This is a genomic window from Tsuneonella litorea (genome assembly GCF_025154015.1).
In the GTDB taxonomy this organism is placed as follows: Bacteria; Pseudomonadota; Alphaproteobacteria; order Sphingomonadales; family Sphingomonadaceae; genus Tsuneonella; species Tsuneonella litorea.
The window spans coordinates 207641-232379 of the sequence record NZ_JAOAMV010000005.1 but is presented as its reverse complement, the minus strand read 5'-3'; the positions used below and the strand labels follow the sequence as shown (position 1 = coordinate 232379).

The following is a 24739-nucleotide window of genomic DNA, read 5'->3' as shown; positions in this document are numbered from 1 at the left end:
AAGGGCGGCGCGCTGGATCAAGGGCAATGCGCTGCAGTCCTCGTCACGCGAAGGAATTACGGCATGACCTGCAAATTCATCCTGCGCATCGCATGCGACGACCGGCCCGGCATCGTCGCGCGCGTTTCGAGCTATCTGGCCGCGTCAGGGGGCAATATCCTCGATGCCCAGCAGTTCGAGGACCGCCTGTCCGAACGCTTCTTTATGCGCATCGTGTTCGACCCCGCGGATCGCTCGCTCGACCTGCTGCGCGATGGATTTGCTCCGATCGCGCGCGAGTACGGGATGGAATGGGACCTGCGGGACTGCGCCGTGCCGGCCAAGGTCCTGATCATGGTATCCAAGTTCGATCACTGCCTGATCGACCTTCTCTATCGCAAGCGGATCGGCGAGATCGACATGGACGTGGTCGCGATCGTCTCCAACCACCCGGCCGAGCAGAATCATCCGCGGATATCGCCGGGCATCCCGTTCCATCACCTGCCGATCACGCGCGATACGAAGCCGGAACAGGAAGCCCGGGTTCGCGCGCTGATCGAGGAGACCGGCGCCGAGCTGGTCGTGCTGGCGCGCTACATGCAGATCTTGTCGGACGAGATGGCGCGGTTTCTTTCGGGCCGGTGCATCAACATTCACCACAGTTTCCTGCCCGGCTTCAAGGGTGCCAAGCCCTATCACCAGGCGCACGAGCGCGGGGTGAAGATGATCGGTGCGACCGGGCATTACGTGACCGCCGATCTCGACGAAGGGCCGATCATCGCGCAGGACGTCGAAGCGATCAGCCACCGAGACGAGCCGGACGATCTCGTCGCCAAGGGGCGGGACGTCGAGCGGCGTGTGCTGGCAAGGGCAGTCAGGATGCATATTGAAGGCCGCGTCTTCATCAACGGTCACCGCACCGTCGTCTTCGCCAACTGACGGACCGCGCCTGTCGATCCGAAGCCACGCGTCTCTGGTCCTCGAGACCGATCAGTCCGCGGAGCTGCTCGGACACCGCGAGCCAAGGCGCGCGAGCGGAAAGCCGGCTTCGGCCCCTGGGCGAAAACCGATCGATAGTGACGGGAGAGTTCTACAGCGCTCAACCGAAAGCAGCTGGCGGAGAGGGTGTCCGCCTCGAATCTCTGGTTTTCCGTGATATTTTGACCACTCGTTCAGTAAGTCATACATTTGGTCATAATTGACTCCAACGGCGTGTTCTGTGCCGATAGGAGGCCGCCCACTTCTGGGAGTGTGACGCGGCGATTCAGTGGACGACCCGTTCCCAAATGATATCCTCGCAGTCTGTCGATCAAGTCTGTGGCGAGTCATCGCTGATGCCGATTTGAATCTTTGCGCACTGCGTTCCTTAAGGTGAACCGGCTCCCGATCCTGCAACAGAACATCCATCTCTTATTGTCGTTCTTTCTTGAACGAATTTTTCGCTGCGATTGAAAGCTTCGTTTGCAGCGCTGCTCTCTGCGCGTGCCGCAACACCATAATCCCTTTAGCATTGCGTGACAGGTATCAGCTCTTATCGGCGCCGATCCATCGATTGACCCTCGATTCAAGTCCGACATTCCTAGCACATCGCGTTCCAACGGTTCCGTGCCTTCATGAAGGTTTCCACGTTACCGTTGACAACTTTGTGAGAGACCGACATGGACGTTCCTCGTTACCATTCGCCGCTGCAAGAGATGCCATGTCCGCCGACCCGCGTTTCGCTCCGATCGACCGGGACACGCCGGTCGGCTTCGAACTGGCCCCCATCTTCAAGAAGGCCGCGATTCAGCTCATGGGCTCGCGCCTGTGGGGCCGCTTCAATCCGAACCACTGGGACCCGGTTTATGCGGCCGAAACCGGGCTGGACGCGCCGATCCAGACAGGGGAAATGTCTTCCGCCTACCTTGCCGAGATGTGTGTCAACCACCTCGGTGCAGCGATGTTTCGCAATGCGCGAATGGTCTGCAAGTACGTTGCCTCGACGAGGGCGGAAGAGGTGATCGTGTGTCGTGGGGTGGTGAGCGAGAAGACACCCAAGGGCGGTGGCTATCGCTTCAAGATCGACATCTGGTGCGAAAACGAGGCGGGCGAGAAGAAGACCGTCGGCTGGGCGGAAGCCGATGTCGGCGTGTGAAGTGAACGGAGGATCGCCGCGATGAATGCCACCGACGCCCTAAAGCCGATGAGCCCGATCCAGGTTGCCCAGACACGCGCCTTCATCGATGGCCTTGAGCAGGGTTCGCAGACGTACTGGGACATGGTCGAGATCGGCGACGAACTCTCGCGCGAGATCGAGCTGACGCCCGAACTCGTCATTCTCTATGCCGACGGGGTCGAGGACTACAATCCGTGGTACGAAGGGTGGCGAATGAACACCTGGCGCATCCCGGGCGAATCGCCGTTCGGCGGTGCAATCGTTCCGCCGTTGCTGGTATCGCACTTTGTTCTCTCGGTGCAGTTCGATCATACGAAACCGTTTGCGATCGGATCGATTCATACCTTCCACGATTCCGAGATCCTCGAACCGATTCCGGTAGGGTCGACTGTGCGGATCACCACCGTGGCAACCGACAAGTACGAGAAGCGCGGGCGGCGCTATGTCCGTCATGAGGTGACGGTCACGGACACCGCCAGCGGCACGCTCTATTTCCGCGAGACTCGGGACATACTTTCGCTGTGAGTATGCCGGCAGCGGTGTCGGTCGTGGCGGGCCTCTTCGAAGAAGGGCCCGGGGGCCTGCGCCTCCTGGCGACGCGCTGCACATCGTGCGACACGCTCTATTTCCCGCGCCGGCCGACGTGCCGCAATCCGGCGTGCGAAACAAAGGCTGTCGAGGACGCGCAATTGCCTAGAGACGGCACGATCCACAGTTTCACCATCCAGCGTTACCAGCCACCGGCGATGTTCCGGATCGACGACTGGAAACCCTACGCCATCGGGGTCGTCGACCTCGGAGCGGGCGTGCAGGTCATGGGCATACTGGAGGGGGTCGCGTTCGACGAATTGGCGATCGGCATGCCTGTACGGGTCACCGGCCGCACGCTCTATCGCGACCCAGAGGGGCTGGACGTTCGCACCTTCGCCTTCGTGCCTGGTGGAAGCGAAGCAGCGTGAGCCGTCCAGTCTTCCTGCTCGGTGCGGGGGCCCACCCGTGGGGCAAGTGGCCCGATGCGCCGCAGGTCCAGCTTGCCCTGCACGCGCTGCGCGCGGCACTCGGTGACGCCGGACTCGGCTGGCGTGACGTCCAGGGACTGGTAGCCGCGAGTTCCCGTTTCGAGGGCGGCATGGGCTGGGGCCTGCATGCCAACGAGATAGTCCAATTGGTCGCCGAACAAGGGATCGCCTGCGTCAACGTCGGCGGGGCCTGCGCGGCTGGTGCGATCGCATTCTCGACCGCCCACGCGATGATCGCCAGCGGTCAGTACGACGTGGTTGCCGCGGTCGGAGCCGAACGGATGCCGAAGGGTTTCATCCCGCGCCCTCCCGGCAGTCAGGACGACATCGGCGACGAAGACTACCTGCGCTGGGTCACCATGGGAGCGACGAACCCGGCCTACTGGGCAATCGAGGCCCGCCGGCGCATGCACGATCATGGCACGCGCCCCGAGACCTTCGCGCGCGCCGCGGTCCTGATGCGATCGAATGCTGCCGGGAACCCCTACGCGCGCTTCCGGCAGCCGTCCACGGTGGCGGAGGTGCTCGCATCACCCCTCGTGGCAGACCCCCTCCACCTGCTGGAAATCTGCCCGGTGAGCGACGGCGCGGCGGCGGTCATCCTAGTGTCGCATGAAATCGCGCGCCGCTGCGGCGGGCGGCCGGTCGAGGTGGCCGGGTGCGCGATCGCAAGTGGCGCGTTCGGCGATCCGGCGCGCCGCATCCCGACTATTTCCGCCACGGTGCGGCCGGGGGTCACTCACACGAGCGAAGTCGCGGGCGCCGTCGAACGAGCGATGTCCATCGCGGGGATCGGTCCCGCGGATGTCGATGTGCTCGAAATGGCGGACAACACCGCATGGCACCTTCTGGCGTGGCCCGAACTGTTCGGCATGCATGCGCCGGGCGAGAGTGACCACCTGCTGGAAACGGGAAAACTGGCGATTGGTGCAGGCCGTCTCGCGATCAATCCGAGCGGCGGTTTCCTGTCGTTCGGCGAGGCGACCACTGCGCAGGCCCTGATGCAGGTCTGCGAAATCGCCTGGCAGATTCGCGGCGAGGCAACTGGCCGTCAGGTCCCCGATGCACGCGTCGGAATGACCGCCGTACTGGGCCTGGGCGCGAACGGCGGCAGCGTGATCCTCAAGCGCTGACGAGGGACGAACGCAGTCCTTCGGCGACGAACGCGACCGCCTCTCGGGCCTGGGCCGTGAGCGGCGGTATGCCGGCAAAGCCATGGATTACCCCGGGATACCGGCGGACCTCGCATGGCACACCAGCGCCCTTGACCGCCTCGGCGAATGCCTCGCCTTCATCCCGCAAGGGATCGAATTCGGCGGTGACCAGTCGCATCGGCGGCATCTTGGCCAGGTCGGCGCGCCGCAGGTCGAAGAGCGGGTCTCCGAGGCGGTCGATGCCGCCGGCATAGGATTCCCATGCCCACTCGATGAAGGAGCCTGTAAGCATGTATCCCTTGCCCAGCTCGCGCGACGATACGGTCGAGCGCGTCGGGTCGAGCAGCGGGTACAACAACGCCGCATGGGATGCGTGATGCCCGAGGTCGGCGGCCTGCAAGGCTACAGCGAGAGCAAGCTGACCGCCCGCACTGTCTCCGGCGACACCCCAGCGTTGGTGGTGGAGGCCCAGCATTCGAGCATTGTCGATCAGCCAGCTGAGCGCTGCCGCCCCGTCCTCGAGCGCCGCCGGAAAGGGTGCTTCGGGCGCCAGCCGGTAGTCGACTGCGGCAATCGGCAATCCGGTGGCTTCCGCAAGACGCCGACACAGGCCGTCGTGACTGGCAAGGTCGCCGATCATGAACCCGCCACCGTGAAAGAATAACACGAAGGGCCGGTCGGCACCGCGCGAAGGCTCGTATAGCCGGAGCTGCAGATCGCCCGCGTCCGTCGTGACCGCGTGATCGGACACGCGCAAAAGCTCCGGTCCGGCGGCCTTCGCCATGAACGCATTGGCCGCTTCCCGGACGACGTCGATGCCGACGCTCGGCGGCAATCGGCGCATCGCCATGCGGGGGTCGGCTACCAGCGCGGCATAAGCCGGATCGAGGGTGCCACTAGCCAAGCGAGGCGTGCTCGGCCCGGTGCATCACGAACCCTTCGTAGCCTTCGGCTGCCGTGCGTTCCAAGATCCGGCGATAGTGCCGGACGCCGCCGGAATACGGCATGAAGACCTGTGGCTTGCCGGGCATTTCAGCGCCCGTGTAGTACGACGGCGTCTTCAGGTAGAGCGTTTCCTTCGCCCGTTCGTTGACGTGCTGGACCCACTCGCGCTCCGCCTTTTCGGTCGCCTCGATCTCGACGATGCCATCGGCTTTCGCGTGATCGAACAGCTGAGCCAGCCAGTCGATCTGCTCCTCGCTCGACAACAGCACGTTGCTGAGCAACGACGGGCTACCCGGCCCGACTATGATGAACATGCTGGGAAACCCGTGCACGCCGATCCCGAGGTAGGTCACCGGACCGGCCTTCCACTTCTCTTCCAGCGTCAGCCCGCCGCGACCGACGATCTTTGGCGCGAGCAGCGAGCCGGTAAATGCATCGAATCCGGTCGCGTAGATGATGATATCGAATGCGTGGTCCTCCACCGACGTGCGAATTCCGTCGTCGGTGATCTCGACGATCGGCGTCTCGGCGATGTCGACCAGGGTGACGTTCGGCCGATTAAACGCCTCGAAATAGCCGCTGTCGACCGATGGTCGTCGGGTCCCGAAGGGGAAGCCCCGCGGGGTTAGCTTTTCGCGAATGACCGGATCCCGCACCTTTTCCGCGATCTTGCCGCGGATAAACTCGGAGGCGATCTCGTTCGATCGCTCGTCGAGCAGGATGTCCTTGTAGGCGAGCGCGAAACCGAACCCCAGCCGGTTCCACGCGGCCTCCAGGGTTTCCCGCCGTTCCTCCTCCGGCACCTCGAGCGCGGATCTCGCGCTCGGAACAAAGCCGAGCCCGCTGGGTGAATTGCGGGCCTGCTCGCGGCGCTTGCGGTATCCTGCCTTCACCGCCGCGTCCTCGGCGTCGCTCACGGGGGCGTTCGCCGCCGGGATCGAGAAGTTGGCCGTGCGCTGGAACACCGTGAGATGCTTCGCCTGATCGGCGATGACGGGGGTCATCTGGACGCCCGAGGAACCGGTTCCGATGATCGCGACCCGCTTGCCGGTGAAGTCCACGGTCTCGCGCGGCCAGTTCGCGCTGTAGATGACCTGCCCGGAAAAAGTCCCCTGCCCAGGGTAGGTCGTCCGCTTGGGGGTCGACAGCTGGCCGACCGCCAGGACGAGCCGCGCCGCGCGCCATGAGCGCCCGTCGGCGGCCTCCACCAACCAGCTTGCACTGGCCTCGTGGTACCGGGCACATTCCATCCGCGTGTTGAGCTTGATGTCGCGGCGCAAGTCGAACCGGTCGGCGACGTGGTGGATATACCGGAGGATTTCCGGCTGGGTCGCATATCGCTCGCTCCAGCGCCATTCCTGTTCGAGTTCGGGAGAGAAGCGGTAGGAATAATCGTAGCTTTCGACGTCGCAGCGCGCTCCCGGATACCGGTTGAAGTTCCACACTCCCCCGATGTCCGAATCAGCCTCGAGCACCAGCGTCTCCAGGCCCATCCCGCGGAACGTGTGCAGCGCACGAAGTCCGGCAAATCCGGCGCCGATCACGATGACATCGAGTTGCTGTCGCATTGGACCTCCTTTTTAGCGCCTTCCCATCAACAGCAAATTCTGTCAACAGTATCGTGGAAAAGCGTACGCGGGCTAGTGTGTCGATCGATCCACCAGGAACGGCAATCCCTAGTAAACATCGGGGCAAAGCCGGCTTCTGCACCCCAGGACTTTTCAACGAGGTCATTGATGAAACTGGATCCGGCTCTAGATTGGGCGACCCGGCACCGGGGCGGAGACCTGCAGGGGGAGCGAATGGGAATCGAGTTGGATGTGCGGCAACAGCGGCTGCGGAACCGCTTTTCGCCCTGGACGCCGCTGACCCTTCATGGCGCGCTCGACCGCGCGGCGTCGGAATTTCCCTCGCGACCCGCCTTGATCGCCGATGCGCGCACTTGGACTTACGCCGAACTGGCCTTTTGGTCCCGCCGACTTGCCGCGGGCCTGCAGAGACTGGGAGTGACGGCGGGCGACAAGGTCGCGGTCGCGATGGCGAATTATCCCGAGTTCGTCGCTCTGAAATACGCGATAGCCCGCGCCGGCGCGGTCGCGGTGCCGATGAACATCCTCAATCGCCAGGAGGAGATGCGCTACGTCCTCGAGCAGTCCGACGCGAAGCTGCTGGTGACGATGGACGCGTTTCGCGGATCCGACTACCTCCGGATGCTTGACGCGATCGCGCCGGGCTGGGAAACCGTGGGGGGCGGCGAGACGCTTCCGAAACTCGACCGCGTGGTTGTCTTCAGTGCCGAGGGCGAAGCCGCGCCTCGCCCCCATGCCACCCCCTTCGCCGCGCTGGACCGGGACGAATCCGAATTCCGCGACGTCGCGGTACAGCCCGACTGGGACTGCGACATCCTTTACACCTCGGGCACGACCGGCAGTCCAAAGGGCGTGCAACTGGCCCACGACATGTTGACCCGCACCGCGTTCGGAAGCGCCTACGCTCGCGCCTTCGAGGCCGGTCGGCGGATCGTCTTCTCTCTCCCGCTCTACCACGTCTTTGGCTACGTCGAGGGGATGCTCTCGGTGCCGTTCGTTGGCGGCGCGATCATCCCCCAACTGCGGTTCGATGCCCACACGACGCTCTCCGCGATCGAGCGCCTGGCCGCCACTGACGCGCTGCTGATCCCGGCCATGTCGCTCGCCATCGTCGATGCCGCGCGCGAGCGTGACTACGACCTGTCCAGCTGGCGGAGCGCGCTTGCGTCGGGGGGACGCGCACCCGAACGTTTATGGGCCGACCTGTTCTCGGTTCTCGGGCTGGAGGAAGTCACGACCGGATACGGGATGACCGAGACGACCGCATCGACGACCGTAACCCGGCCCAACGATCCGATCGAGCGGCTGCTCACCACCAATGGCCGGCTGCGCGATGTCGGGCCGGCCGGAGATCCGGACATGGGGGACAGGCTCGTCGATTACCGGGTCATCGACCCCGCCGATGGAGCGTTACTCCCGCCGGGAGAAACGGGAGAACTCGTTGCAAGGGGACCGGGCGTGACTCGCGGCTACTACAACAAGCCTGCTGAAACGGCCGCCGCGTTCACCCACGACGGCTGGCTCAGGACCGGGGATCTCGGCCGGATCGATGCGGACGGATATCTCGTCCTGCTCGGGCGGACCAAGGAATCGTATCGCTGCGGAGGCGAGCAAGTGCTGCCGAGCGAGGTCGAGGACCTGCTGACCAGTCGCGCCGACGTGGCCCAGGCGCACGTCGTCCCGGTGGCCGACGAGCGCATGGGCGAAATCGGCGTCGCCTTCGTCGTTGCGAGCGCCGGCGCAACGCTCGATCCACGAGAGCTCAGGGATTTTGTCGCCGCGCGACTTGCCCGGTTCAAAGTGCCCTCACGTGTGATTCCGATCTTGCAGGACGACATCCCGACCACGGCTTCAGGTCGCGCGCGCAAGTTCCTGCTGGTCGATCTGGCGACGCAGATGGTCGGTCAAGGATGACCGGGGCTCCTCCCGACCCCCGCATAGCGGTCGTCACTGGCGCCGCGCGCGGCATCGGCGCGGCGATAGCCTGCCGGCTGGCCGCCGACGGCCATGATATCGCCGCGATCGATCTCGACGCGACCGCGTGCGCGGATACCGTGGCGACAGTGACGGCAGCGGGCCGCCGCGCATGTGCGATCGGCGCCGACGTCGCCGACGAAGGCGCCGTGGCCCGGGCGGCCGAAATAGTGAGAGAACAATTGGGCGAGGCCAGCGTGCTGGTGAACAATGCCGGCATTCTTCGCGACAAGACGATGCTCAAGATGGAACTCTCCGACTGGACCCGCGTGATCGAGGTCAACCTGCAGTCGGTGTTCCTGACGTGCCGGGCATTCGCTCCTGCCATGCGGGCCGCGGGCTGGGGCCGCATCATAAATCTGTCGAGCGTCGCCGCGCTCGGCGCCTTTGGAGAGGCGAACTACGCGGCCGCCAAGGCCGGGGTTCAGGGCCTTACCCGGACCCTGGCCCTGGAACTCGGCAGTTTCGGCATCACCGTGAATGCCGTTGCCCCCGGATTCGTCGTTACGGAAATGACGCGAGAGGTGGCCCGCCGGGTCGGCATGTCGTTCGAAGACATGGTCGCCGATCAGCTTCGCTCGATCCCCGTCGGCCGCGCGGGGGAGCCAGACGACATCGCCAACGCGGTCGCGTTTTTTGCCGACGAACGCGCCTCTTTCGTCACCGGACAAATTCTCTATGTCGCAGGCGCCCCTCGCGGCTAGGGCCCGGACAATCGATCGAAAAGGAACCGCGATGACCAAGAAGGCAAGCGTTATCGGACAGCGGCGGAAGGCTGCGAGCGAGGATTCGAGCGCTTCCTATCAGGCCCGGCGAAAGGAGATCTGCGAAGCTGCGATCCAGGTCTTCCATCGCCAGGGTTTCTCTGGCGCAAGCCTCAGCGCCGTCGCAGCCGAACTCGGGATCGACCGGGCTTCGCTCTATTACTATTTCTCGTCGAAGGACGAGCTGTTCGATGCCATCACGACATCGGTGCTTGAGGAAAACGCCGCGCTGGCGCGCCGTATCGCAGACAGCCCGATCAGCCCCCGCCGAAAGCTGCGCGAGCTCGTGGCGGCGATGATGGTATCGTACGGCGAGAACTATCCGCTGCTCTACATCTACATTCGCGAAGACCTGCGCCAGGTGGCCGACAGCCGCTCGGACTGGTCGAAGCACATGCGTGGCCTCAATCGCCAGATCGAGAACGCCTTCATCGAGATCATCGAACAGGGATACGAGGATCGCAGCCTTCGCCGCATTGGGTCGGCGCGGATGGTCGCATACGGGATCCTCGGAATGCTGAACTGGTCGCATCGCTGGTATCGTCCCGGCAAGGGCGAATCCGCCGAGGAAGCGGGCCGGACCTTTGCCGAACTCGCGCTGGCGGGCCTGGAATCGCCGTATTGAATTTTTTTCCACGATACCGTTGACAGATATTCTGGAGGCGCGGTAACCTTCGTGTCTGCGAAGAGAGCAGTTTTCTGCAGGGCACGGACCGAGCTAATCGAACGGGCCTTACGAAAACGTCTGGACTTTCTGCCTGCGCCACTTGGCCGGCCTCGGAATGAGCGCGGTCGCATCGGGAGAGAATTATGATCGGCGGCAAATTCGTGATCGACGCGGTGGCGCACGCCTACAACCATCTTCCCTCGAACTGGGAAGACCCGGTTCTGGGCCACGCGATGGTGGAACTGGCCTACCACCTTGCAGCCGACCCGCCAGACCCGCGTTACGCGATGAGCCGGGAAGATTACCTGATCGACTGGCAGATGGACGATGTCGCCAATTTCATGTTCCATGAAAGCGACATCGACGTGGCGATCATCCATCCGCTCGCGATCGCGGCATTCAAGGATGGCTACTCGTCAGTCGCCAAGGCTATCGAGGGAACCTCGAAGTGGCCGAACCGGTTCATCGGCGCCTATGCGTGCGTCGATCCGCTGCGCGGCGCCGATGCATTGCGCGACATGGAGGAACAGGCCGCCGCCTACAAGCCGCTCGGACTCAAGCTCTATCCCACCAGCTGGGATGGCAAGGGACCGGTGAGCTGGCGGATGGACGATCCCAAGCTGATCTATCCGCTTTACGAAAAGGCCCAGAAGCTCGGCATCAACACGGTGGCGGTGCACAAGGCGGTCCCCATCGGTCCGTTTGCGGTGGGCGATGCGTACAATCCGAACGACATCGAGAACGCGGCGAACGACTTTCCAGACATCAATTTCGAGATCGTCCACGGCGGCCTCGCGTTCATGGAGGAAACCGCCTGGCTGCTAGCGCGGTTCGGAAACATAGCGATCAACATGGAAATCCAGAACATCCTAGTCGAGCGACGCCCACGCGCATTCGCCGAGGTGCTCCTGGGATTGTGCCGCGTCGGCGGCGCAGACATGCTGGAGCGGATGTACTGGGGCACGGGCGGCACGCTCGTGCACAACCAGCCCGCGCTCGAGGCGTTCGAAGCGTTCGAGTTTCCCGAAGACCTGCTCGACTCGGCCGGCCTGTTCAAGCCGATCCGGCAGATCACCGAACAGGACAAGGCGAACATCCTCGCCGGTACGTTCGCGCGGCTACACGACCTTGACATTCCCGCGCTCAAGCGCGGGATCGAAGGCGACGAGTTCGCACGGGCGCCCGGAGAGCCGGTCAAGCCGCCGTTCTCTACGCTAGGCCAATCGAACACGGAGCATACGCTCTATGCCTGATCTGGCCCAGGCCATTCGCACCACGCTCGACGAGATCAAGGACCCGTGCAGCCTGGCGGCGGGGACGCCGCTCGGCCTTTCCGAAATGGGGCTCGTCAAGGACGTAGCCGTCGGACCGGCGGGCGAGGTGCGGATCGACCTGCGCCTGACCTCACCGTTCTGTCACATGATCGGGTTCTTCAAGGCGGAAGCGATGCGGCTCGTGGGTGGCTTGCCGGGAGTGACATCGGTCGAGCTGCACGCGGACAACGGGCTCGACTGGTCACCGAACGACATCGCTCCCGAAGCCAGGGCCTTGCGCGCCGCTCGGGTGCGGGAGATGGAATCGCTCCACCCCGACTGAGGCGCCGGCCGGATTGCCAGAGGTCAGCTCAGGTGCGGACCGTGGCTTTCAGGTCGACATCCATCGGCTGCGGCCGGGTGGCAACGAATGAAGGTCGTTGATCGAGCCGCTCGACCGCTTCGGTCAACGCGGGCGCCGCGCCGCGCCAGCGAAATTCGGGTAGGTCCGGGCCGAGACCCGCCGGCGCGATGAAATCGAACAGGAGCAGCGTCGTGGCCGCCGCGATGTCGCCCGTGTCGAGCGGATCTCCCGCGACACGCCCGCCCTCGCTGTAGGCTTTCTCGAGCGCCTGCACCCCGCCGAAGACCTTGCGGCTCTGGCGTTCGATCCAGTGCTGGCTGGGTTCGGGCCGATTGTATTCGAACACGAGCGCCTGGGCGAAATCCATCAGGCGTTCGCCGAGCATTTGCCGGTGCCTTGCCTCGAGCCGCCGATCGGGGTCCGCGGGAAGCAGTGGCGGCGAGGGAATCTTCGTTTCAAGCCATTCGAGAATGAAGCCTGACTCGTAGAGCGTCTCGCCCTCCGGCGTGACGAGGATCGGCAGCTGCTGGAACGGGCTGTATTCCGGGGTGCAGGTTTCCGGCCCCCAGGGAACATCGTAGGTGACTTCGAAGTCCACGCCCTTCTCGATCAGCGCGATCGCCACCCTGCGCCCGAACGGGCTCGGCCGGGCATTGATCAGCCGGTATCCACCCTGCCCGGTCATACGATCGTGTACCCGCCGTCGACCGGTGTCAGGGTGCCGGTAATGAACGAGGATTCATCGCTTGCGAGAAACAGCGCGAGGCTGGCGATCTCGTCAGGCCGTCCGATCCGCCCCATCAAGGTGGCCGCGACCGCACCGTCGATGTAATCCTTTGGCATCGACTGGGTCATGCCCGTGTCGATCGCGCCGGGCAGGATTGCGTTCACGCGAATGCCGCGGGCCGCATATTCCGCCGCCGTGAGCTTGGTCAGCATCGAGACGCCGCCCTTTGAGGCGCAGTACCCGGACATGCCGGGGAACGACACCAGCGATGCCATCGATGATGTATTGATGATCGAGCCGCCCCCGCGCTCCAGCATCGCGGGGATCGCGTATTTCATCCCCAGGAAGACCCCCTTCAGGTTGACCGCGATGACCTTGTCGAAATCGTCTTCGTCGTATTCGGCCGTGTCGACGATCGGACCCTGGATGCCGGCATTGTTGTAGAGGATGTCCAGACCACCGAAGCGCTCGATAGCGAGTGCCACCATCTGCTCGACCGATTCCGCCTGCGACACGTCACCACGCATCGGGACGCATGAAGCGCCGCAGTGCCGAGCGACGTCCTCTTCGTTGCCCGACCAGTCGACGGCCACGACCTTGGCCCCCTCGGCGCAGAATCGCTCCACGGTCGCCGCACCCATGCCCGATCCGGCACCGGTAACCACCGCCACCTTGCCCGCCAGTCGCCCCATTGCCGATCCTCTCCGTCTTATGTCCGGACTGCCCAAATGCGCGCCACGCCGTTGCGAAAGCTGACCGCAGCGCTCTTCAACAAGAATGTTGAACTTCACGCCCCTCGCGAGTCAACACTAATGTTGACATTTTGCCGAATGCGCGGCCATTTTGGATCAAGCGCGCGAGACCGCCGCTGTTTTGGGAGAACTGTCATGGGCCGCCTCGAGGGGAAGACCGCCATCATTACCGGAGCAGCGCGAGGGATGGGAGCGGCGCACGCGCGCGGATTCGTCCGCGAAGGCGCTCGAGTCGTTCTGACCGATCAACGCGCCGACCTGGTTGGCGCCCTTGCAGAGGAACTCGGGAGCGCTGCCCTTGCGATGGAACACGATGTCGCCAGCTGGTCCGGCTGGCAGGACGTCACCCGCGAAGCAATCTCCTGCTTCTCCAAGATCGACATCCTGGTCAACAACGCCGGGATTCTCGGCCCCACCGCGCCCCTCGCCGAACTCGAAGAAGCCGAATATGCTCGGGTCTGCGCGGTCAACCAGCACGGGATATTCCTTGGAATGAAAGCCGTGCTTCCCAGCATGGTGGCCGAACAGCGCGGCTCGATCGTGAACGTGTCCTCGATTTCCGGAATCGTCGCGAACTACGGCTTTCCGAACGCGGCCTACGTCGCAAGCAAGTTCGCGGTGCGTGGCCTGACAAAGGCGGCAGCGGTTGAATACGGGCGGTACAACATCCGGGTGAACTCGGTGCATCCCGGCTTCATATACACCCCCATGATGGTCGAGGCCGCGGGCGAAGAGGGCGGCGACGCGACGAGCATGATACCCCTCGGGCGCATCGGCACCGACGAAGAGGTCACCAATCTGGCGATTTTCCTGGCGTCCGACGAATCATCCTACATCACCGGTGCCGAGCACGTGATCGACGCGGGCATGACCATTCAGTAGGGGGATTCGAGGCCGGACAGGACCATTTCGGCGTAAGTTGCGCCTATCTCCTCCGCGGAGGCGTCACTGCGGTCGGGCTTGAACCAGCGACTGGTCCAGCCTACCACTCCGAAGATCCCGTAAGCGATCACGTGCGCCTTACCGATCGGGCGAAAGCTCCCGTCGGCAAACCCTTCCTCGATGATCGCGACCAGCGATTCGGTCGTCTGCCGGTTCATGTCGCGCATCTTGACCGACCACTCGGAACGGGGGCCGCTCACGTGGCTGAGGTTCTCCCGAATGTATATGTAGAACAAGGGGTAATGCTCGCCGTAGGACGTCATCAACATGATGATGAAATCGCGCAGCTTCCGGCGGGGGCTGACGTTGCTGTGCCGGATCTTCTCGGCAAGCATGAAGTTTCGCTCGACCACGGTCCGCAGGACCTCGTCGAGCAGTTCTTCCTTTGAGGTTATGTAATAGTAGAGCGAGGACCGATCGACCCCCATCTCGTCGGCGAGCGCGGCCATTGTGGCGCGCTGAAAGCCCACGCGGTCGAATACCCTGACGGCTGCTTCGGCAATTTCGCGCCTCTTGGCCTCGAAGGAGGCGCTTCGATCGGCAGCGGGAACCGAGCGCCGCTTGGGCGGCTGGGAATCGTTCATAACCTGATTTGCCACGCCTTACCCTTCGAAACCAGAGGCAATGGGTTTCCCCACGTTCGTCGAAGGGCCGTGGATTGCCACCCGCCCGCATCCCTAGTCAATAGATGTGTTGACGGTTTCAACACTAGTGTGTAATTCCTGAGTCGAGCCTGCGGCAAGCGAAGCGGCCTCGCCTCGACGCCCGCCCCAGGAAAGCCGATGCGATCAGAGAGTCGCAGGGCATTATCGGTGGCGCCAGCCGCCCAGAACGGGAGAAATTGCCATGGCATTTCGTGGACGCGATCTGATCTTATCGACTTCGATGGCCCTGGCGCTTCAGGCGGCGCCGGCATTCGCGCAGGAGGCGGTCCCGGCCGCGCCCACCGCGGCCCAGGATGCCAACGTCGGTGACCAGATCATCGTCACCGCCCAGCGGCGCGAAGAGACGCTCGAGCGCACGCCGGTCGCCGTCTCCGCCCTCAGCGGCGACGCACTGTCCGAACGCGCGATCGTCACCGAAAGCGATCTCCAGTCGACAGTGCCGGGCCTTACGGTCCGCGTCGGGCAGACGAGCAACCAGCTCAACTACTCCCTGAGAGGCCAGACCGTCGACGCATTCAGCAGTTCGCGACCAAGCGTCCTGCCCTATGTAAACGAAGTGCAGGTCGGCGGAGCAGGATCCACCGCCTTCTTCGACCTCGGCTCGATCCAGGTACTCAAGGGCCCCCAGGGCACGCTGTTCGGCCGTAACTCGACCGGCGGCGCGGTCCTGTTCACCACCGCCAAGCCCACCAACCAGTTCGAAGGATACGTTCTCGGCCGGGCCGGCAACTACGATCATTTCCAGGCTGAGGGTGCCCTCAACGTGCCGCTGGTCGACGACAGCGTGTTGCTGCGCGTGGCCGGCTTCTTCCAGCGCCGGGATGGCTTCCAGTTCAACCTTTTCAACGGTGAGCGCCTGGGGAACATCCGCCGCGAAAACGTCCGGGCTTCCCTTACGCTCAAGCCGGCGGCCTCGATCGTCAACGACCTGGTCATCGACTATGCGCACACGGGCGGCAACAGCCTGTCGTCGGTCGCCTATTCGGGCCGACCCGCCAGCGCTTCCCCGGCCTTCGTTCCGACCGGCCTGTTCTATTCGCCCGCCGTCGACAGCGTATTCGGCCCGGGAACCTGGGACGCGTTCCTGGCTGTGCACCCGGGGGTAAATCCCCTCGGATTCGACGCCGAGATCGCAGCCCAGCAGAAGCGCGGGCCCTTCCTCGTGAACCTCGACGCGCCGAACTTTCATCGGTCCAAAGTATTCGTCGCTTCGAACATCACCAAGTTCGAGATCGGGCCTGACACGACGATCAAGAACGTGATTGGTTACGTCCGCAGACGGCAGCAGGATGCCGGCGAGTTCGACGGCACCGTATTCCCGGCCGACGACAATGGCACCTTCGGTCGCGGCGGCGTGCTGCGCCAGTTTTCCGAGGAACTGCAGCTTCTCGGCAAGCTCTTCGGGGGTCGGCTCGATTATGTCGCCGGCATCTACTATTCGAAGGAAAAGGACGACACGCGTTCGTCCAGTCACATCTTCGAGTTCGAGCCCTTCATCCCCGAGACGATCCAGATCAACAACGGCATCACGCGCAACGAGACGATTGCCGGCTATGCCCAGGGCACGCTCGATCTCAGTGACATCGTGGGGATCGAGGGACTCGGTTTTACCGCCGGTGCGCGCATCTCGTCGGAGAAGGTGGAATTCTTCCGCAAGCCCGACGACTTCTTCATCACCAATCCGAACCCCGCGTTCATCAATCCGCAGCGCGACACCTTCGACAGCACGAGCTGGACGCTCGGCTTGCAGTACCAGGCCAACTCGGACCTCCTTCTCTACGCGGCTTCCCGCCGCAGCAACCGGAGTGGCGGCTTCAACTATTTCGCGCCGCCGGTGCCCGGCTTCGGAAACGAGGCGGGCGGCGAGTACCGTCCCGAAGTCGCCACCGACGTGGAACTGGGGCTCAAGTACAAGGGCGACGTAGGTGTGCCCGTTCGATTCAACCTGGCCGCCTACAACATGTGGGTGGAGAACATCCAGCGGTCGAATTACGTCTCGATCTTCGGCAGCCTCGCGGGGATCACCGTCAACGTACCCAAGGCCGAGATCACCGGTTTCGAGATGGACGCGTCGATCAGCCCGGTCAGCGGCCTCTCGATCGGCGGCAACCTCAACTACACCGACGCCCGCTTCACCGACAATGTCGTGGCTGTCCTCGGCAACCCGTCAGTCGCTTTCGAAACCTATCCTGACACCCCGAAATGGTCGGGCGCCATCTACGCCGACCTCTCGGTGCCGGTAACCGACAGGCTGACGGGATCGCTGCGCGGCGACCTCTATGCCCAGACCGGAACCTGGTTCAGCTCGACCGGTACCAACCTCAACCCACTGTCCCGGTTCCCCGGCTACTCGATCGCCAATTTCCGCTTGGGCATCGCAGACGAAACCGCCGGCTGGTCGCTGGCGGTAAACCTAAAGAACGCCTTCAATGAAGTCTACTACGTGGGCGGCGTTGCCTTCAGCAGTCTCTTCGCGGTCAATACCGCCGTTCCTGGCGAGCCTCGGACGGTCCTTGCCGAAGCACGCTTCAACTTCTGACTTCGCACCATTGGCCACAATCGAAAAAGGAACGCACAGTGTCTGACCGTTTGCGCTTCGGAAGCTTCCTTCCCCCGCATCACCTCCCGGTGAACTACAATCCGACCTATGCACTCCAGCGTGATGTCGAAATCGTCCAGCTGATGGACACTATCGGCTTCGACGAGGCCTGGTTCGGCGAACACCACTCGGGCGGTGCAGAGCCCATCGGCGACCCGATGCTGTTCATCGCGCACGTCGCCGCGCAGACCAAATACATTCGCCTCGGGACTGGCGTCGTATCCCTTCCCTATCACAATCCCCTGTGGGTGGCCGACCGTCTCGCGATGCTCGACCATCTCACGCGCGGCAGGGTCATGCTCGGCCTCGGGCCCGGCGCGCTGGCGACCGATGCCGGAATGATAGGCATCCATCCCTCGCAGCAGCGTGACGCACTCGAGGAGGACACCGCGGTGCTGATGCACCTGATGACCAGCAACGAGCCGATTTCGATCGAAACCGACCGGTACAAGCTCGTTGATGCGCGCCTTCAGCTCGACTTCTACCAGGATCCGCATCCCGAAGTGGCCGCCGCGGCTATCGTGTCCCCGTCCGGACCCCGGCTGGCAGGCACGCACGGTGCCGGCCTGCTCTCGATCGGCGCGACGATGAAGGCCGGCGTCGACGTGCTCGCGATGCACTGGGACGTCGCCGAGCAACGCGCCAAGGAGTGCGGGAAGACGGTCGACCGCAAGAACTGGCGGCTCGTCGGGCTGATGCACCTCGCCGACACCAAAGATCAGGCGATCAAGGACGTAGAATACGGGCTGCGCGAGTTCTGCGACTACCTGCAGCACACCGCCTCCACCCCGCAGCTTACCCCGACGGGTAACAGCATCGGCGAATACATCGAGTGGGCCATGTCCACCGGCGCGGCCGTGATCGGCACCTGGCAGGAAGCGGTCGAGCAGATCGAGAACCTGCAGGAACTGTCCAATGGCGGGTTCGGCTGTTTCCTGCTGTTCGATCACAACTGGGCCCCGTGGGCCGCCAAGAAGCATCACTACGAGATCTTCGGCGACTACGTCATCCCGCACTTCAAGAAGACCAACCACCGGCTCAAGCAGAGCGAGATCGCCACCCGCGCGGTGCGTGACAAGCTGGCCGCCCAGCAGCAGGCGGCAATCGGCGAATTCGCCGCCAAGCACGGCCAATCGAAGGACTGACGATGTCTGCGGGTGAGCAGCCCGTCGCGATCGAGCGGCGCGGTGCGGTCCTCGTGATCGCCATCAACCGGCCCGAGCGGCGCAATGCGGTCGATGCGGCCGTTTCCTGCGCCATTGCCGGCGCTCTGGACGATCTCGATGCCGATCCCGCCCTTCGCGTGGCGGTCATCACCGGCCGGGGCGGATCGTTCTGCTCAGGGATGGACCTCAAGGCGTTTCTCGAGGGCGACCGCCCGGAATTGCCCGGTCGCGGGTTCGCGGGGGTTACCGAGAGTCCGCCGGCAAAGCCGCTTATCGCGGCGGTGGAAGGCTTCGCGCTGGCGGGAGGCTGCGAGCTGGCGCTGGCCTGCGACCTGATCGTCGCCGCGGAGGATGCCGTTTTCGGATTGCCTGAGGTCGCTCGCGGGCTGGTCGCGGGTTCGGGGGGGCTCGTGCGCCTGCCGCGCCGCATACCGCAGGCCATTGCGCTGGAATACGTCCTTACTGGTGCGCGGATGACCGCGCCGGTCGCGCATCACTGGGGGCTGGTCAACCGGCTTGCCTCGTCCGGCGGTGCGCTCGAGGCCGCTCTGGCGCTAGCCGAAGAGATTGCGGCCAACGCGCCGCTCTCGGTGATGATGAGCAAGCGGATCGTGCGCGAGGCGCCAGGCTGGCCGGAAAACGAGATCTGGGACCGCCAGCGGCCGCTCGCAGAAGCGGTCATCGGCTCGGAGGACGCCCGGGAAGGCGCGCGGGCCTTCGCCGAAAAGCGCATCCCTGAATGGGCCGGGCGATGAACCGCGGCGCAGTCATCGGTGGGGGAACCATGGGCCTCGGCATCGCCTACGTCATGGCGCAGGCCGGAGCAGAGGTCTGTGTCGTCGAACCCGACGAAGGCCGTGCCAACCAGATGTGGAAGGCGATCGGGGACGCGGCTGACGGCGCCGTAAGGCGGGGCAAGATGTCCGCCGACCAGGCAGCCGACCTCACGGCACGCGTGACCCGCGTCACGGCCGTTGATGCCTTGGCAGACGGGCTGGACCTGATCGTCGAGTCCGTTCCGGAGCGGTTCGATCTCAAGCGCGCGGTGCTCGACTCCGCGGCGGAGCGGAACCCGGCGGTGCTGGCGACCAACACCAGCGCGATGTCGATCGACCGCTTGGCCGACGGCCTGCCCGCTCCCGACCGGTTCATCGGCATGCACTTCTTCAACCCCGTCTGGTCGCTCAAGCTGGTGGAGCTGGTCCAGGGTAACGCGACGTCGGACGCGACGATCGCCGCCGCTCGCACGATTGCCGCCTGGATGGGAAAGGAGGCGCTGCTCGTCCGCGACGTTCCTGGCTTCGCCACCAGCCGCCTCGACCTCATCGCCTCGCTAGAAGCCATGCGGATGCTCGAGAGCGGCGTGGCGAGCGCCGAGGACATCGATCGGGCGGCGGTGCTTGCTTATCGCCATCCGGTGGGACCGCTGCGCCTAAGCGACATCGTCGGCCTGGACGTGCGTCTGGACATCGCGCGAACCCTCGAAGCGGCACACGGCGCCCGGTTCGCTCCACCCGCGATACTCGAGAAAATGGTCTCCGAAGGGAAACTCGGGGCCAAGAGCGGCCAAGGGTTCTTTACCTGGCCGGAAGCCTGAAGCCTGAAGAGGAACGAATGAGCGCCAGTCTCTACCACGGCCCACTAATCGACTTGTCGGATCATCACGCCGCATTGCGCGAAAGCGTCGCCAAGCTGATGAGCAACTACGGCCGGTCCTATTTCCAGGGCGTCGTCAAGCGCGGCGAGCGACCGGACGAGTTGTGGGCCGCCCTCGGCGATGCGGGTTTCCTGGGCGTCCACATTCCCGAAGAACACGGCGGCGGCGGTGGCGGTCTCGCCGACTACTACGTGGTCATCGAGGAAGTCGCCGCACACGGGAGCCCCCTGCTCGCCCTGGTGATCAATTCGATCTGCGCGCCGATCATTGCCGCGTTCGGTTCGGAGGAACTGCGGAAGGAATGGCTGCCCGGGCTCGCCAGCGGGCGGAAGCGGATGGCCTTCAGCATCACCGAGCCCAACGCGGGGTCGAACACCCACAACATCAGCACCACCGTTCGCGAAACCGCTCATGGCTGGCTGTTGCAGGGTTCGAAATACTGGACCTCGGCGATCGACGAATCCGACGCCGTGCTGGTCGTCGCCCGCGACGAGGCCCGCTCGACCCCCGAACGCTCGGCGCTTTCGCTCTTCATCGTCCCCACCGATGCCAAGGGCCTGAGCTGGCACCCGATCGATTCGGCGCTCAGCGTTCCCGAAAAGCAGTTCACGGTGTTCTACGACGGCATCGAGCTGCCGCGCGAGGCGCTGATCGGCGAGGCCGGCGCCGGGTTGCGCCAGGTCTTCGTCGGCCTCAACCCGGAACGCGTCGCCGCCGCCGCGATCAACAACGGAATTGCGCGCTTCGCGATCGCCCAGGCGGTCCAGTACGCCTGCGACCGATCGGTCTGGAAGGTTCCGATCGCGGCTCATCAGGGCGTCTCCCATCCGCTGGCCGAGGCCTATGTCGGCGTCCAGTCGGCCCGACTAATGGCGGCCAGGGCAGCGCAGCTTTACGATGCCGGAGAAGACGCGGCAGAAGCCGCCAACATGGCCAAGTTCCTTGCGGCCGAGACATCGCTCAAGGCACTCGACCAAGCCATGCAGACGCACGGGGGCAACGGCTTGTCCTACGAATATGGTCTTGCCGACCTGTGGTTCGTCACCCGCCTGCACAAGACCGCACCAGTCAGCCGCGAAATGGTCCTCAACCACATCGCACAGCACAGTCTGGGGCTGCCGAAGAGCTACTGATGAATGAAGCGGCCCCGATCGATATCGTCTCGATGCTGCGGCGCCATGCGGCAGTGCGCCCGGACGCGCGATGCCTGACCAACGGCGACGAGACGCTTGATTTCGGTGCGCTCGAACGGCGCAGCAACGCGGCGGCCAACCTCTTGTCCGCGCGCGGGATAGCTTGCGGCGACAGGGTCGCGCTGTTGTGCCCGACCAGCCCCAGCGTGTTCGAACTTCTGTTTGCCTGTGCCAAGATCGGCGCGATCCTCGTGCCCCTGAACTGGCGTCTCTCGCCGCGCGAAATCGCGCAGATCATCGAAGACAGCGACCCTTCCCTCATCGTGCTCGATGCGAGCCTGTCGCCGCTGCTCGACGAGGTCGTCGGGCGCGATCGGCTGGCGCTCGAAGATTACCCCGCGCTGCGTGATGCGGCAGCCGATACTGATCCAGCCGCGATGATCGAGGCGGACATTCCGGTCCTGATTCTCTACACCTCGGGCACGACCGGCTTGCCCAAGGGAGCGATGCTGTCGCAGCGCAACCTGTCGTACCTCGGGCGGATGGCAGGCGAGTTGTGGGGGTTCACCTCGGAAAGCGTGAACCTCGTCGCGATGCCGCTGTTCCATATCGGCGGCATCGGTTACGCGCTGCTCGCGCTGAGCCAGGGCGGCGAAACGGTCCTCCTTCCGGGTGCCGATCCGTCTTCCGTCATCGATACGATGCGCCGCCATGGTGTCACCCACGGGTTCTTCGTGCCGACCGTCGTGCAGCGACTGGTCGACCACGTGACCGAAACCGGCGCCCCCCCGCCGCCGATCGGGACGATCTTCTACGGCGCCGCTCCCATCGGCGAGGAGCTTCTGGAACGCGCTCGCACGACCTTCCGTTGTGGTTTCGTCCACGTCTACGGGATGACCGAGACTGCGGGAACGACCGTCACCTTGCTGCCCCATGAGCATGAAGGCGAGCGCCTCCGCTCATGCGGCCGACCTATGCCGTGGGTCGAACTCGAACTGGTCGATCCTGCTACCGGGCGAAAGGTTGATGCGGGGCAGACCGGTGAAATCCGCATGCGGTCACCGGCGATCATGCTTGGCTACTGGCACAAGCCCGAGGAGACCGCGCGGGCGGTAACGCCCGATGGTTGGCTCTGCTCTGGCGACGCCGCCTACGCAGACGAGGAGGGCTACCTGTTCATCCAGGACCGTTACAAGGACATGATCGTCTCGGGGGGCGAGAACATCTACCCGAGCGAGATCGACAACGTGCTGCTGCACCACCCGGCAGTCGCCGAAGTCGCGGTGATCGGAGTTCCTCACCCCAAGTGGGGAGAGACTCCGTGTGCCTACGTCATCCTGCGCGAGGGAGGCGAGGCGAGCGCAGCCGACCTGATTGCGTTCACCCGCGACCGACTGGCGCATTACAAGTGCCCGACGTCGATCCGCTTCGTGAAGGAATTGCCGCGCAACGCGTCAGGCAAGATTCTCAAGCGCGAATTGCGCGAGCTCGACACGGCAGGCTCGCGATGATCTGCGAGGAAGCCCGGCTCCTGCGCGGCTTTGCAGTCGATTTCCTGACCTCGCACGATGTCGCGGCGGTCGAATGGGTCATGGACCCGGGCTATCGCCTTTCGATCGGCGGCTTCCTGCTGGATGGGCGCGACGACAGCTATCTTCCGGCAACCGCCGCGCAGCTCGACCAGTTTCCGGGGCTCTGCGTCACGGTACATGACACGATTATCGGCACTGCGGGCGTGGCCATGCGCTTCACCGAACACGGGGTATCGTTGCGCGACGGAGTCCCATCGACCTGGGGCGGCGTCACGCTGTTCCAGATGGCTGGAGGGCGGCTGTCGCACGGCTGGGCCGAGGAAGACTATCTCGCGCGCAAACGGCAGATCAAATCGCGCGAATGCGACGCCATTCTGCCGCCCCACCCTTGTCCCTGGGATGCGCCCCCCCTGCCCCCATCGGAGGAAACCGAGCGCACGGTGCGGTCATGGACCGGGGATACCGGATTGCTCGAGCGGCCGGAGGTCGACCAGATAGCTAGCGGCGGACCGCGCTTCGAGGATTGCATCACCCCTGCCGAAGTGACGGTTTCCCACCTCTTCACCGCAGGCGACCGCGCCGCGCTGCACCTCGTCTTCAGAGGCTCCTATGCCGGCGGCTTCGACGACATCGGGGCAGAACTGGTCGGCACGCCGGTCGAATTTCGCGTGGCGGGAATGCTCGACGTCGCCGACGGCCGCGTGACGCGGGCCCAGCTGTCGGCCGACCGCCTCGGCCTGCACAGGAATCTTCTCGACCGTCAGCGGAGCGCGGGATGAACAAGGCAATCATCACTTGCGCGGTGACCGGCGGTGCGCACACCCCCACGATGTCGCCCGCCCTTCCGGTTACGCCCGAGGAGATCGCCGAACAGGGCATCGCCGCGGTAGAGGCAGGTGCCGCGATCCTGCACCTGCACGCCCGGGTGCCTGAAGACGGGCGGCCGACCGGCGATCCGGAAGTCTATCGCCAGTTTCTGCCAGTCATCAAGCAGCGTACCGACGCGATCATAAACATCACCACCGGCGGGTCGGCCACCATGCCGCTCGACGAAAGGCTGAAGGCCGCCACCACGTTCCAGCCCGAGATGTGCTCGCTCAACATGGGAACGATCAATTTCGCGATGTTCCCCGCCGCCCGGCGGATCGATCAGTGGAAACATCTCTGGGAACGTGATTACATCGTCAATTCGGACGACTTCATCTTCCGCAACACGTTTCGGGACATTGCCACCATCCTGCGGACGATGGGCGAAGCAGGCACCCGGTTCGAGCATGAATGCTACGATGTCGGCCACCTCTATAACCTCGCTCACTTCGTCGACGCCGGCGCGGTCAAGCCGCCTTTCTTCATCCAGATGATCTTCGGGATTCTCGGCGGGATCGGTCCCGATCTGGAGAACTTGATGTTTATGAAGACGACCGCCGACCGGCTGTTTGGTGCCGGAAGCTACCAGTGGTCGGTCCTTGCGGCGGGCAAGCACCAGATGCCGTTCCTGACCCAGGCTGGGCTGATGGGCGGTCACGTCCGCGTCGGCCTCGAGGACAGCCTGTTCATCGAGCGCGGAGTGCTCGCCGCCTCCAATGCCGAGCAGGTCGAGAAGATTGTCCGCATCCTGTGCGAGATGGGGCGAGAACCGGCCACCCCGACCGAGGCGCGCGAAATGCTCGGCCTCAAGGGCAGCGACCGGGTGGAGTTCTGAG

Annotated in this window: 24 protein-coding genes; 19 read left to right on the top strand and 5 right to left on the bottom strand. The window is 64.3% G+C overall.

The features are described from left to right. The first annotated feature begins 63 nt into the window (after positions 1–63). The 5 genes from purU (at position 64) to N0B51_RS11400 (ending at position 4286) form a co-directional block, all read left to right on the top strand. Complete coding sequence (gene purU, locus N0B51_RS11420) at positions 64–918, top strand: formyltetrahydrofolate deformylase (protein ID WP_259962494.1); 855 nt, start codon at positions 64–66, stop codon at positions 916–918. Positions 919–1678: 760 nt separating this feature from the next. Beyond that, positions 1679–2113: a MaoC family dehydratase gene (locus tag N0B51_RS11415; protein WP_259962493.1), complete on the top strand. Its 435-nt coding sequence runs from the start codon at positions 1679–1681 to the stop codon at positions 2111–2113. 21 nt (positions 2114–2134) lie between these two features. Beyond that, positions 2135–2659: a MaoC family dehydratase gene (locus N0B51_RS11410; protein ID WP_259962492.1), complete on the top strand. Its 525-nt coding sequence runs from the start codon at positions 2135–2137 to the stop codon at positions 2657–2659. Positions 2660–2661: 2 nt separating this feature from the next. Then, positions 2662–3093 (top strand): Zn-ribbon domain-containing OB-fold protein, encoded by a 432-nt coding sequence (locus N0B51_RS11405; protein ID WP_259962491.1) that lies wholly within the window; start codon positions 2662–2664, stop codon positions 3091–3093. Continuing rightward, on the top strand, positions 3090–4286 hold the full coding sequence (locus tag N0B51_RS11400) for a lipid-transfer protein (RefSeq protein ID WP_259962490.1): 1197 nt from the start codon (positions 3090–3092) through the stop codon (positions 4284–4286). The genes N0B51_RS11405 and N0B51_RS11400 overlap by 4 nt, the downstream gene beginning before the upstream one ends. Here the strand turns inward: N0B51_RS11400 and N0B51_RS11395 are convergent. Together N0B51_RS11395 and N0B51_RS11390 are read right to left on the bottom strand one after the other, a co-directional pair. Next, positions 4276–5211, bottom strand: a complete 936-nt coding sequence (locus N0B51_RS11395) for an alpha/beta hydrolase (RefSeq protein WP_259962489.1) — start codon at positions 5209–5211, stop codon at positions 4276–4278. The genes N0B51_RS11400 and N0B51_RS11395 overlap by 11 nt on opposite strands. Next, the gene (locus N0B51_RS11390) at positions 5204–6820 is read right to left on the bottom strand and encodes a flavin-containing monooxygenase (RefSeq protein WP_259962488.1); all 1617 of its coding nucleotides are present in this window, start codon (positions 6818–6820) and stop codon (positions 5204–5206) included. Before N0B51_RS11390 ends, N0B51_RS11395 begins: the two co-directional genes overlap by 8 nt. Positions 6821–7054: 234 nt before the next feature. Between N0B51_RS11390 and N0B51_RS11385 the strand changes: the two genes are divergently transcribed. The 5 genes from N0B51_RS11385 to N0B51_RS11365 all read left to right on the top strand — a co-directional run bounded on the left by N0B51_RS11385 (position 7055) and on the right by N0B51_RS11365 (position 11842). Further along, positions 7055–8755: an AMP-binding protein gene (locus N0B51_RS11385; RefSeq protein WP_259962487.1), complete on the top strand. Its 1701-nt coding sequence runs from the start codon at positions 7055–7057 to the stop codon at positions 8753–8755. Then, positions 8752–9519 (top strand): 3-oxoacyl-ACP reductase FabG, encoded by a 768-nt coding sequence (gene fabG, locus N0B51_RS11380; RefSeq protein ID WP_259962486.1) that lies wholly within the window; start codon positions 8752–8754, stop codon positions 9517–9519. The genes N0B51_RS11385 and fabG overlap by 4 nt, the downstream gene beginning before the upstream one ends. Before the next feature lie 31 nt (positions 9520–9550). Then, positions 9551–10204: a TetR/AcrR family transcriptional regulator gene (locus N0B51_RS11375; RefSeq protein ID WP_259962485.1), complete on the top strand. Its 654-nt coding sequence runs from the start codon at positions 9551–9553 to the stop codon at positions 10202–10204. A 185-nt stretch (positions 10205–10389) separates the two neighbouring features. Then, the gene (locus N0B51_RS11370) at positions 10390–11499 is read left to right on the top strand and encodes an amidohydrolase family protein (protein WP_259962484.1); all 1110 of its coding nucleotides are present in this window, start codon (positions 10390–10392) and stop codon (positions 11497–11499) included. Beyond that, complete coding sequence (locus N0B51_RS11365; RefSeq protein WP_259962483.1) at positions 11492–11842, top strand: metal-sulfur cluster assembly factor; 351 nt, start codon at positions 11492–11494, stop codon at positions 11840–11842. Before N0B51_RS11370 ends, N0B51_RS11365 begins: the two co-directional genes overlap by 8 nt. A 28-nt stretch (positions 11843–11870) precedes the next feature. On the opposite strand, the gene N0B51_RS11360 is transcribed toward N0B51_RS11365, so the two are convergent. After that, positions 11871–12548, bottom strand: a complete 678-nt coding sequence (locus tag N0B51_RS11360; protein ID WP_259962482.1) for a glutathione S-transferase N-terminal domain-containing protein — start codon at positions 12546–12548, stop codon at positions 11871–11873. Continuing rightward, on the bottom strand, positions 12545–13282 hold the full coding sequence (locus N0B51_RS11355; protein ID WP_259962481.1) for an SDR family NAD(P)-dependent oxidoreductase: 738 nt from the start codon (positions 13280–13282) through the stop codon (positions 12545–12547). Before N0B51_RS11355 ends, N0B51_RS11360 begins: the two co-directional genes overlap by 4 nt. Positions 13283–13477: 195 nt before the next feature. Between N0B51_RS11355 and N0B51_RS11350 the strand changes: the two genes are divergently transcribed. Further along, positions 13478–14224: an SDR family NAD(P)-dependent oxidoreductase gene (locus N0B51_RS11350; RefSeq protein WP_259962614.1), complete on the top strand. Its 747-nt coding sequence runs from the start codon at positions 13478–13480 to the stop codon at positions 14222–14224. On the opposite strand, the gene N0B51_RS11345 is transcribed toward N0B51_RS11350, so the two are convergent. Then, a complete protein-coding gene (locus N0B51_RS11345) occupies positions 14218–14868 on the bottom strand; it encodes a TetR/AcrR family transcriptional regulator (RefSeq protein ID WP_259962480.1) in 651 nt (216 codons plus the stop codon). The genes N0B51_RS11350 and N0B51_RS11345 overlap by 7 nt on opposite strands. 301 nt (positions 14869–15169) lie before the next feature. Here N0B51_RS11345 and N0B51_RS11340 point away from each other — a divergent pair, with 301 nt between their 5' ends. From N0B51_RS11340 to kce, 8 genes are read left to right on the top strand one after another with little or no spacing between them, the layout of a single operon-like run. Beyond that, entirely contained in the window at positions 15170–17488 is a 2319-nt protein-coding gene (locus tag N0B51_RS11340; RefSeq protein WP_259962479.1) for a TonB-dependent receptor, read from the top strand. A gap of 38 nt (positions 17489–17526) precedes the next feature. Then, entirely contained in the window at positions 17527–18693 is a 1167-nt protein-coding gene (locus N0B51_RS11335) for an LLM class flavin-dependent oxidoreductase (RefSeq protein ID WP_259962477.1), read from the top strand. A gap of 2 nt (positions 18694–18695) precedes the next feature. After that, on the top strand, positions 18696–19469 hold the full coding sequence (locus N0B51_RS11330; RefSeq protein WP_259962476.1) for a crotonase/enoyl-CoA hydratase family protein: 774 nt from the start codon (positions 18696–18698) through the stop codon (positions 19467–19469). Then, complete coding sequence (locus N0B51_RS11325) at positions 19466–20311, top strand: 3-hydroxyacyl-CoA dehydrogenase family protein (protein WP_259962475.1); 846 nt, start codon at positions 19466–19468, stop codon at positions 20309–20311. Before N0B51_RS11330 ends, N0B51_RS11325 begins: the two co-directional genes overlap by 4 nt. Positions 20312–20328: 17 nt before the next feature. Continuing rightward, positions 20329–21504 carry an acyl-CoA dehydrogenase family protein gene (locus N0B51_RS11320; protein ID WP_259962474.1) on the top strand — a complete coding sequence of 392 codons (1176 nt, stop codon included), beginning with the start codon at positions 20329–20331 and terminating at the stop codon, positions 21502–21504. Next, complete coding sequence (locus N0B51_RS11315; protein WP_259962473.1) at positions 21504–23015, top strand: class I adenylate-forming enzyme family protein; 1512 nt, start codon at positions 21504–21506, stop codon at positions 23013–23015. Before N0B51_RS11320 ends, N0B51_RS11315 begins: the two co-directional genes overlap by 1 nt. Next, on the top strand, positions 23012–23815 hold the full coding sequence (locus N0B51_RS11310) for an ester cyclase (RefSeq protein WP_259962472.1): 804 nt from the start codon (positions 23012–23014) through the stop codon (positions 23813–23815). Before N0B51_RS11315 ends, N0B51_RS11310 begins: the two co-directional genes overlap by 4 nt. Continuing rightward, positions 23812–24738: a 3,5-dioxohexanoate:acetyl-CoA acetone transferase gene (kce, locus tag N0B51_RS11305; protein ID WP_259962471.1), complete on the top strand. Its 927-nt coding sequence runs from the start codon at positions 23812–23814 to the stop codon at positions 24736–24738. Before N0B51_RS11310 ends, kce begins: the two co-directional genes overlap by 4 nt. Position 24739 lies beyond the last annotated feature (1 nt).